Source organism: Streptomyces sp. NPDC054783 (assembly GCF_053611725.1).
The window spans coordinates 1-9275 of sequence record NZ_JBSHAY010000078.1 but is presented as its reverse complement, the minus strand read 5'-3'; the positions used below and the strand labels follow the sequence as shown (position 1 = coordinate 9275).

7 protein-coding genes and 2 pseudogenes are annotated in these 9275 nt (G+C 71.8%); 8 read left to right on the top strand and 1 reads right to left on the bottom strand.

The features are described 5' to 3' along the window. From ACWGJ5_RS46085 to ACWGJ5_RS46060, 6 genes are all read left to right on the top strand, one after another. A partial coding sequence (locus ACWGJ5_RS46085) for a hypothetical protein (RefSeq protein ID WP_453315568.1) occupies positions 1-716 on the top strand: 716 nt, incomplete at its 5' end. Between the two features lie 122 nt (positions 717-838). After that, positions 839-2083, top strand: a complete 1245-nt coding sequence (locus ACWGJ5_RS46080) for a cytochrome P450 (RefSeq protein WP_453315567.1) — start codon at positions 839-841, stop codon at positions 2081-2083. Between the two features lie 63 nt (positions 2084-2146). Next, positions 2147-3688: a GMC family oxidoreductase gene (locus tag ACWGJ5_RS46075; protein ID WP_453315566.1), complete on the top strand. Its 1542-nt coding sequence runs from the start codon at positions 2147-2149 to the stop codon at positions 3686-3688. Between the two features lie 53 nt (positions 3689-3741). Further along, positions 3742-5235, top strand: coding sequence for an aldehyde dehydrogenase family protein (locus tag ACWGJ5_RS46070; RefSeq protein WP_453315565.1), 1494 nt, complete (start codon positions 3742-3744; stop codon positions 5233-5235). A gap of 72 nt (positions 5236-5307) precedes the next feature. Continuing rightward, on the top strand, positions 5308-6330 hold the full coding sequence (locus ACWGJ5_RS46065) for a zinc-binding dehydrogenase (protein WP_453315564.1): 1023 nt from the start codon (positions 5308-5310) through the stop codon (positions 6328-6330). Positions 6331-6383: 53 nt separating this feature from the next. Further along, on the top strand, positions 6384-7685 hold the full coding sequence (locus tag ACWGJ5_RS46060) for a flavin-containing monooxygenase (RefSeq protein ID WP_453315563.1): 1302 nt from the start codon (positions 6384-6386) through the stop codon (positions 7683-7685). Between the two features lie 280 nt (positions 7686-7965). On the opposite strand, the pseudogene ACWGJ5_RS46055 reads toward ACWGJ5_RS46060, so the two are convergent. Continuing rightward, a pseudogene (locus ACWGJ5_RS46055) lies at positions 7966-8326 on the bottom strand (transposase); the annotation flags it as partial. Here ACWGJ5_RS46055 and ACWGJ5_RS46050 point away from each other — a divergent pair. Further along, complete coding sequence (locus ACWGJ5_RS46050) at positions 8316-8717, top strand: hypothetical protein (protein WP_453315562.1); 402 nt, start codon at positions 8316-8318, stop codon at positions 8715-8717. The pseudogene ACWGJ5_RS46055 and the gene ACWGJ5_RS46050 overlap by 11 nt on opposite strands. 291 nt (positions 8718-9008) lie before the next feature. Then, positions 9009-9140: pseudogene (locus tag ACWGJ5_RS46045) on the top strand (IS30 family transposase); the annotation flags it as partial. Positions 9141-9275: the final 135 nt, after the last annotated feature.

The following is a 9275-nucleotide window of genomic DNA, read 5'->3' as shown; positions in this document are numbered from 1 at the left end:
TGGATTACGCCCGTACCCACGGTGTCTGTCTGAAGGTGCGCTCCAACCGCACCGCGATCGGCCCGCAGACCTGGATCGGCCACAGCAGGCACGCCAGTGGGCCGACGCCCGGGGACTCCTGGGCGCCCGACGGCCGCGTCTACCCGATCGCCGGGGTGACGGGGCACTCCGGCCTGGTGCGCTGCGTGCTGCGGCGGATCACCCCGGACCACGTCCTGCGCCTCCTCAGGGAGCTGGTCGAGCGCGAGACCGAGGTCGAACTGCGTCGCTACGGCAACCTCGGCACCGAGGACGCCGGCGACATCGCGCTCACCCTTCCCGCGGAGAGCGTGGAGGTGGTGCGGGAACTGCTGGCCGACGCCGACCGCGGGATCCGCCTCGACGAGGCGCACTGGACGTCGAACCTGGCCAGGCTCTCGGTCGTCGGCGTCGGCATCGGCCGACGGCCGTCCGCGCCGCTGCGCCTGCTCGAAGCCCTGCGCTCGGTCGGCGCCGCGCGCACCGACCTCCACGTCACCTCGAACAAGCTCAGCGTGCTGACCGGGGAGAGCGACCTGGCCCAGGCGACCCAGATCGTCCACGACACCTTCGTGTCCGAGCCGGCAATGCCCCGGATCCATCCGACGGGCCCGGACCACGCCGGCACGACCTGGTCGCCGGCCACCGAGCGCGGGCGCCTCAACGGCGCGGTGCCCGCGCTGGCCGCTGCCGAGTGAACCCCGGCCACCCCCACGCCACAAGGGAGAACACTGATGTCCGCCATCCGACTCGACCCCGGCCACCAGGGCGGCCCGACACCGCGCCGGTCCGCCGAGGGGCCGCGTCCGGAGTGTCCTCGATGACCGCGACGCCGGCATTCGATCCCACATCCGACGGTCAACTGGCCGATCCGTACCCGGTCTTCGCGTGGATGCGTGCGCAATGCCCGGTGCTCCACGATGGGGACAGGGACCTATGGGTCGTCACCCGGCACGACGACGTGCTGCGGGTGCTGCACGATCCCGGCACGTTCTCCTCGGAGAGCGCGGTGCGGGTCACCGCGGGGCCCGAGTCCGACGAGGTCAAGCAGGTCATGGCGGAGGGCTGGTCGCTGACGCCGAACCTGACCGAGAGCGACGGTGAGGAGCACACCCGGCTGCGGGTGGCCGTCAACCGGGTCTTCACCCCGAGGCGGGTGGCCGAGCTGGAGCCGTTCGTCCGGGCCACCGCGCAGGAGCTGATCGGCCGGTTCGCCGCTGCCGGCTCGACGGACATCATCGAGAGCTATGCGTGGCCGCTGCCGCTGGCCGTCATGGCGCAGATCCTGGGGATCCCCGCCGAGGACGTGCCGCGGCTGCGTCAGTGGAGCCACAACTGGCTGAAGCTGTCCGTCGGCACGGGTCCGCAGGCCGAGCGGGCCGAGTGGGCCCGCGACGTCGTCACCATGCAGCACTACGTGATGTCGCTGCTCCAGGAGCCGGGCCGGGTCGTTGGGGGCGGGCTCATCTCCTCCCTGGCGGCCGGCACGGACGAGCACGCGCTCGACACGGTGGAGCTGATGCGCATCGTGATGAACCTGATCATCGCGGGGCACGTCACGGTCACCCGCGCCATCGGCAACGGCCTGGTCACCCTGCTGGAGAGCCCGGACCAGCTCGCGGCCCTGCGTACTGGTGGGGCACCCGTCGAGGCGATGGTCGAGGAGATCCTGCGGTACGAGTCCCCCGTCCAAGGCCTGTTCCGCACCGTGACCCGGGAGACCGAACTCGGCGGCAGGCACCTCGTGCCCGGGGACCGCGTGATGGTCCACTTCGGCTCCGCCAACCGGGACGGGTGCGTGATCGAGGACCCGGACGAGTTCGCCCTGCGCAGCAGGCCGGGCAGGCACCAACTGGCCTTCGGCCGCGGCATCCACGCCTGCCTCGGCGCCTCGCTGGCCCGCCTCCAACTGCGGATAGCCATTCCGCTGCTGTTCGACCGGCTCCCCGGACTCCGGCCGGGGCCCGCCGACTCCCGCACCCGCGAACGGCTCGTCATCGCCCGCGGATACGACGAGCTCCAACTCCACTGGGACGTCCCACAACCGCGAGAGGCAACACCATGACCACACAGGAACAAAACCTGGGATACGCCGTCGGCCGACCGCGGCACGTGTAGGCGGCCGGAGATGACCTACAACGTGATCGTGATCGGCGGCGGGTCCGCGGGGTGCGTCCTCGCGAGCCGGCTGAGCGCCGACCCGCGGCGGTCGGTCCTCCTGCTGGAGGCCGGGCCCGACTTCGCCACCCTCGAGGACCTGCCCGAGGAGGTCGCCGACGCGACCTACGCGCCGTACACCTACGACTGGGGCTACCGCTCGGTCGCGGACGAGTTCGGGAACGAGGTGCCGGTTCCCAGGGGCCGCATCATCGGCGGTTCCTCCGCGGTCAACGTCTGCGTCGCGATGCGGCCCCGGCCCTCCGACCACCACGCGTGGGCCGGCCTGGCCGGCTCCGCGTGGGACTACGAGCAGATGCTGCCGCTCTACCAGGAGATGGAGCACTACCCCTACGGCGAGCCGAAGTACCACGGGCTGGGCGGCCCCTACCGGATGACCGTGCCCGCGGCGGCGGACCTGGGGCCGCACGTCGCCGCGGTGCGACAGGCGAGCGCGCACCTCGGGCATCCGCTGGTCGACGACTTCAACGCGCCGGGCGCGCCGGGCTTCGCGTACACCCCGCTCAGCGCGGCCAACGGCGTGCGGCTGAGCACGGCGGTCGGCTACCTCAACCCCGTCCGCCACCGGCCCAACCTGGAGGTGCGCGGCGAGACGCTGGTCGACCGGGTGCTGTTCCGCGGCACCCGGGCGACCGGAGTGCGGCTCGCCACCGGGGAGGAGATCGCCGCCCGGCACGTCGTGCTCAGCGCCGGCGCCTACAACTCGCCCGCGATCGCCCTGCGTTCGGGTATCGGCGACCGTGCCGACCTGGCGGCGCTCGGCATCGGCATGGTGGCTGACCTGCCGGGGGTGGGGCGCAACCTCACCGACCACCCCGCCTACTGGAACATCCACGTCGCCAAGCCGCCGCAGGCCCCGGCCCGGTCGATGTTCGGCAGTGTGCTGAGCGTCGCGGTGGGGGAGGGCGAGCCCGACTACGACGTGCAGATCCTGCCGTCGGCGTCGGTGCCGACCGCCGGACTGCCCGCCGCGTTCGTCCCACCGACCGAGACCCACCCGACCGGCTGGGACATGGTCTTCTTCGTCTCCTGCGTCCAGCCCCGCTCGCGCGGCAGCGTGCGGCTCGCCTCGCGAGACCCCGAGGACGCGCCGATCATCGACCTGGGCCTGTACACGGCCGCCGATGACGCCGAGCTGGTCGCGGGCGGCGTGCGCCTGGCCCGCCGGCTCGCCCGGACCGAGCCGCTCGCCGACCTGCTGGTGACGGAGCGCGTCCCCGGACCGGGCGTCAGCGACGAGGACCTGGCGGAGGCGATCCGCCGGGCTCCGGCGCACTACAACCACGGCAGCTCCACCATGCGCATGGGCCGGCCCGACGACCCGGCCGCCGTGGTCGACACCGACGGCGCCGTCCACGGCGTACAGGGACTGACCGTCGCCGACGCCTCGGTGTTCCCGGCGATGCCCCGCGTGGCCACGAACGTCCCGGCCATCGTGGTCGCCGAGCGGATCGCCTCGGTCCTGCGCGAACGACTCACGACGCACAACTGAGCTTCAGCACCCACTGAAGGCCGACGTAGCCGGCCAAAAGTCAGGAGGATCCCGTGTCAACGACCGTGGAAACCGTCGAGGTACTGCACACCAGGTGGTCGTCGAAGGACGACGCCGACCGGTTCACCGTAGACAATCCCGCGACTGGCGAGCCCCTGGTGGTCGTCCAGGGCGCCGGTGCGGACGAGGTGGACCAGGCGGTCCAGGCCGCCTACGACGCGCACTTCGCGTGGAAGGCCCGCACACCGCGCGAGCGCGGCAAGTGGCTGTGGAAGGTCGCCCAGGTCCTCCGGGAGCACGCCGACGAGATCGCGGCGCTGGAGTCCAGCGACAACGGCAAGCCGGTGACCCAGGCCCGACAGTTCGATCTGGAGGGCACCGTCACCATCTTCGAACTGTTCGCCAGTCTTTGCGAAGTGATGCCCGGTCAGGTCCGTGACTCGGGCAGCATGCTGGACGTCACGGTGCGCGAGCCGTTCGGCGTCATCGGCGCCATCGTGCCGTTCAACTGGCCGCCGCTGCACACCGCCGGCAAGCTCGCCCCCGCGCTCGCCGCGGGCAACGCCGTGGTCATCAAGCCGCCGGAGCAGGCCCCGCTGTCGGTGCTGCGGGTGGTCGAGCTGGTCCGGTCCGTGCTCCCGGACGACGTGGTGCACGCCGTCCCCGGCCCCGGCGCCGTCGGCGCCCGCCTGGCCGGGCACAAGCTGGTCGGCAAGGTCTCCTTCACCGGCGCGCCCACCACCGGCCAGGCGGTGATCCGCACCGCCTCGGAGAACCTGACGCCGACCCTGCTGGAGCTCGGTGGCAAGAACGCCCTGGTGATCTTCGACGACGCCGACCTGGACTCGGCGCTGCGCTGGGCGGTCGAGGGCGGCTACTTCAACCAGGGTGAGGCCTGCACCGCTGCCTCGCGGGTCCTGGTCCACGCCGACCTCCACGACGAGGTGGCCCGGCGCCTGGCGGCCGCCGTGTCCCGCCTGAAGGTCGGCAACGGCGCCGACGCCGGCACCCACGTCGGTCCGCTGGTGACCCAGGCACAGCGCCAACGGGTACTGGACTACCTCGAGATCGGCGTCGGCGAGGGCGCCACCATCGCGGCGCAGGCGCCGCTGCCCACCGACCCGGAGCTGGCGGACGGCTTTTACGTCCCGCCGACACTCTTCACCGGTGTCACCCCGGACATGCGCATCGCCAAGGAGGAGATCTTCGGCCCCGTCGTGTGCCTGATCCCGTTCCGCGACGAGGCGGAGGCCGTCCGGATCGCCAACGGCACCGATTTCGGCCTGGTCGCCGGCGTGTTCACCCGCGACTCCGAGCGTGCCCTGCGTTTCAGCCGGGAGCTGCGCGCGGGCGTCGTCTTCGTCAACCACTACAACCGCGCGTTCACCGGCTCCCCGTTCGGCGGTGTGGGCGCCAGCGGCTACGGCCGGGAACACGCCCTGGAGACGCTGCAGGAGTACAGCTTCAGCCGTACCCTGCGCCTGACCTCCGGTCGCGGCGAGGTCCCGCGGTGGGCACCGTCGGTGGAGGTCGTCGACGCGGAGTGATCCGCCGTCGCCGAGGTGGTCACGGTCCCGGCCGCGCCGGGAGGGTTCGTCGGATACACGAGGTGGAGTGAGATGAGTACGACGATGCGCGCGGCGGTCTGCGTCGAGGCGGGCGGCCCCGAGGTCCTGGAGATCCGCGAGCTGCCGATCCCGCAGGTCCGCGACGGCTGGAGCCTGGTACGCGTGGAAGGCGCGGGCCTGAACCGCTCAGAGCTGAGAACCCGTCAGGGGCACTCCCCGAATGTCGCCTTCCCCCGGGTGCTCGGCATCGAGTGCGTGGGAACCGTGGCCGTCTCCACCGACCCCCGGCTGCCGGCCGGGCGCACCGTCGCGGCGGTGATGGGGGAGATGGGCCGGGAGTTCGACGGCGGGTACGCGCAGTACGCGCTGCTGCCGAACACGCTGCTGATGCCGGTCACCACCACCTTGCCCTGGGAGGTCCTGGCCGCGCTGCCCGAGACCTACTTGACCGCGCGCGGTTCCCTGGACGCGCTGGGAATCGCACCGGGTGGCCGGGGACGGCTGCTGATCCGCGGCGGGACCTCCTCGGTGGGGATGGCAGCGGCCCAGATCGCATCCGCCCACGGCGCCGAGATCGCGGCCACCACCCGGAGCAAGGACAAGGCCGGGGCGCTGACCGCGGTCGGCGTCGACCACGTGCTCCTGGACGACGGAGGGTCACTGGCGGCCGGCGTGCACGCGCTGTGGCCCGACGGTCCTGACCACGTCCTGGACCTCGTGGGGACCAGCACCGTGGTGGACTCGCTGCGCCTGGTGCGCCGCGGCGGGACGGTGTGCGTGTCGGGCTCGCTCAGCGGCTGGCTGATCCCCGGCTTCGAGCCCATCGCCATGATCCCGACCGGAACCAGGCTCACCGCCTTCCACAGCGACACACTCAAGGGCGGCACCGGCCAGAGCCTGCTGCAAGGGATCATCGACGAGGTCGAGGCGGGCGTCTACCGGCCCAACCTCGACCGCGTCTTCGCCCTGGACGACATCGTGGCCGCCCACCGCCGCATGGAGGCCGACGGGGCCACCGGGAAGACGGTCGTGCTGCCCTGGGCCGACGCCACCGGCGCACGAACCGACAGATGACGCACCACGGTGTGACGAGAAATCCACTCACTATGCGAACCAGGAGCGCTGCCATGGGGACCGAGTTCGTCGAGACCGCCGTGATCGGAGGGGGCCAGCAAGGGTGCTCGGTCGCGGGCTCACTCGCCCGGCTCGGCCACCGTGCGGTGGTCTTCGAACGGGGAGAGACCGGCCAGACCTGGGCCCGGGAACGCTGGGAGAGCCTTCGCGTCAACACACCCAACCGGACCGTCACCTTTCCCGGAATGCCCTACGACGGGGACGACCCCGAGGGGTACATGCCGGCCCGCGAGGTCGCCCTGCGCCTGCGGCACTACGTGACCGAGATGGGCGTCGAAGTGCGCGAGCACACGCCCGTGCGGTCGGTCGAGACGGTCGACGACCCCTCCCACCAGGACGCGCGCTTCCGGCTCCACCTGGAGAACGGCGACACCGTCGAATCCCGCAACGTCGTCGCCGCGCTGGGCGGCTACTCCTCGCCGCGCCTGCCGGAGCTGACCGCCCGGATCGACCCCTCGGTCACGCAGCTGCACACCCGCTACTACCGCGACCCCCAGTCCCTGCCGCCCGGCGCGGTGCTCGTCGTGGGCTCCGGGAACAGCGGCCAGCAGATCGCCGAGGATCTGAGTGACGCCGGCCGGCAGGTGTACCTCGCGGTCGGACGGCACAAGACCTCGCCCCGCCGTTACCGGGGCGCCCAGGTCCTGGACTGGCTGCAACTGCTGCCTCTCGAAGGCAACCTGGAGTCCGCGTCCGGCGGGCGCGGCGACTCGCCCGTACTGCCCGGCGTGTCCGTGCTCAGCGGCAAGGCCGGCGGCCGGGACCTCAGCCTGACCGTACTGGCCGGAAAGGGTGTCACCCTCGTCGGTACCGTCCGAGGCGTGGAGGGCGGGATCCTGCTGCTGGAGGACAACGTCCGCGCCATCGCGCAGGCCGCGGCCCGCGCGGAGACCGAACTCCTCCAGGCCATCGACACGGCGATAGAACAGCACGGCCTGGTCGTCCCCGAGCGAACCCCTGCACCCGCCTTCGACGCCTCGCTGTTCGCGGACTACGGGAACAAGCTGGACCTGGCCGGCCACAACATCACGACGATCGTCTGGGCCACAGGATTCGTGCCCGACTACCGGATCCTGCCCCGGACGGCACTCGACGACAACGGCATGCCGGTGCACCGCGCGGGGGCCGGCGCCCTGCCGGGGCTGTACTACGCGGGGCTGCCCGAAGGCGGATCCGTGATGCCGCTGCTCATCGCCTCCAGCCGGAGCCAGGCCGAGCGGGTCGCCCGGGCGATCCACCTGGACAACACCCTGCGTCATCGCTCGCCCGCGGCGATCGGCCGGCTCTGGACGTAAGCACCGTTCCTGGACAGTGTGCGGGAGCCGGGGCCCGGAGCGTGTCAGCGGTCTCGCGCAAGTGCCGTGGGATCATTGGGGTGCTGAACCGGTCCGCGAAGAAGAGTGTGGACTGGTTCAGTGCCTCCTTCCCGTGAGCGGCGACGTGGTTGATGTCGTGTGCCCGGAGGCGGTCCGGTCCCGGACGGCGGAGATAGAGCCCCTTCAACGCCGCTTGCCCGGACGGGAAGTGGCAGCGTCCTCTCCGTCCGGCGCGGTGATCCGGGGGCGTCTTACGCCACCTGGGAGTGTGCACGGATGAGGTCTGCACGATCGTCCTCGCCCAGGCCGTCCCCGCTGCCTCGGGCGGACCCTGCAGCCCGTCGCAGACCAGCATCAGCACGTCGCCCACGCCGCGGTTCTTGATTTCCGTGAGAATGGGCAGCCAGGGCTTGGCGCCTTCGCCGCCGTCCCCGGCCCGCAGCCCCAGCATCTCCCGCCGGCGCTCCGCGGTGACGGCCAGGGCCACCCGGATCGGCCGGTTGGCGACCGCGCCGCCGCGGATCCTCACGTGGGTGGCGTCGATGAAGACCACCGGACAAACGGCGTCAGAGGCCGGCTCTGCCGACCACGCCGTCCAGGACCTTGTCGGTGATCGTGGAGCCGTCGCGCCCGAACTGGACGATCCCGGCCTCCACCACAGTGTGCTGGGCGATTTCCGCGACCGCCTCACCCACGACGACCGAACCGGCGAGGGGCCGGCAACGCACCGACTCCACCCACATCCTTGCCGCCGCCCGCGGGCTGACCCGGCTGGTGCTGGAGGCGGTCCGTGCCGCCGTGCAAGAACTCGCCCGCACCGACCCCGACCTCCTGGACGCACTGGTGAGCGCCGAGTGGGGCGAACACTACGGGCGTCCGGTCCGCATGGTCCAGTTGCCGCTGACCTTGCCGTTGGGGCTGGTGACTTTGCGGCGGTCGAAGTCGATGACGAAGTTCTCGCGCGCGGCCGCAGCCGGCCTCGGGCATCGGCGACGAACTGCTGCGCCATGATCTGGCGCAGCGCCCCCCAGCCACGGGCTCAGGCGGCGGCCGGGCCACGAGCTTCCGGCCATGGCCCCTTGTACGGTGGTCCGGTTCGACAACCTGCAGTGCCGACCGTGTCCCGAATGGTCACTGCGCACCCGCGGCGCGTCCCGGACGGTGAACTTCCTGCCCCGCCGCCTGCACGAGATCCGGACCCGCAACCGCGCCGACCAGCACGATGACCAGCGGAAGCAGAAGTATGCCTCCTGCTCCGGCGTCGAGGGCACGGTGCACGAACTCGTCAGCGGGCGCCGAGGGAAGGGCACCGATCTCTCCCGGCGCAGCAGGGACGACCTCGAAGCGGTTGCCGGCGAGCTCAACAGCCGCCCACGCAAAACGCTCGGCTGGGAAACCCCAGCCGAGCGCCTGCACAAACTGCTCACGGCTTGATCAACACGACCGTGTGTTGCAACGACCCATGGAATCCGCCTCCGGTCCCGGGCCTCATAGCCAAGCCGAAGGCGTTTTCAGCCGATGACGGTCCAGGTGTCGCTGCCGGCGAGGAGGGTGGCGAGGTCGCCTTTG

Bases quoted from the DNA above. Each gene is read 5' to 3' on its own strand.
- ACWGJ5_RS46080 (WP_453315567.1), top strand. From the start codon at position 839: ATGACCGCGACGCCGGCATTCGATCCCACATCCGACGGTCAACTGGCC.
- ACWGJ5_RS46075 (WP_453315566.1), top strand. From the start codon at position 2,147: ATGACCTACAACGTGATCGTGATCGGCGGCGGGTCCGCGGGGTGCGTC.
- ACWGJ5_RS46065 (WP_453315564.1), top strand. From the start codon at position 5,308: ATGAGTACGACGATGCGCGCGGCGGTCTGCGTCGAGGCGGGCGGCCCC.
- ACWGJ5_RS46060 (WP_453315563.1), top strand. From the start codon at position 6,384: ATGGGGACCGAGTTCGTCGAGACCGCCGTGATCGGAGGGGGCCAGCAA.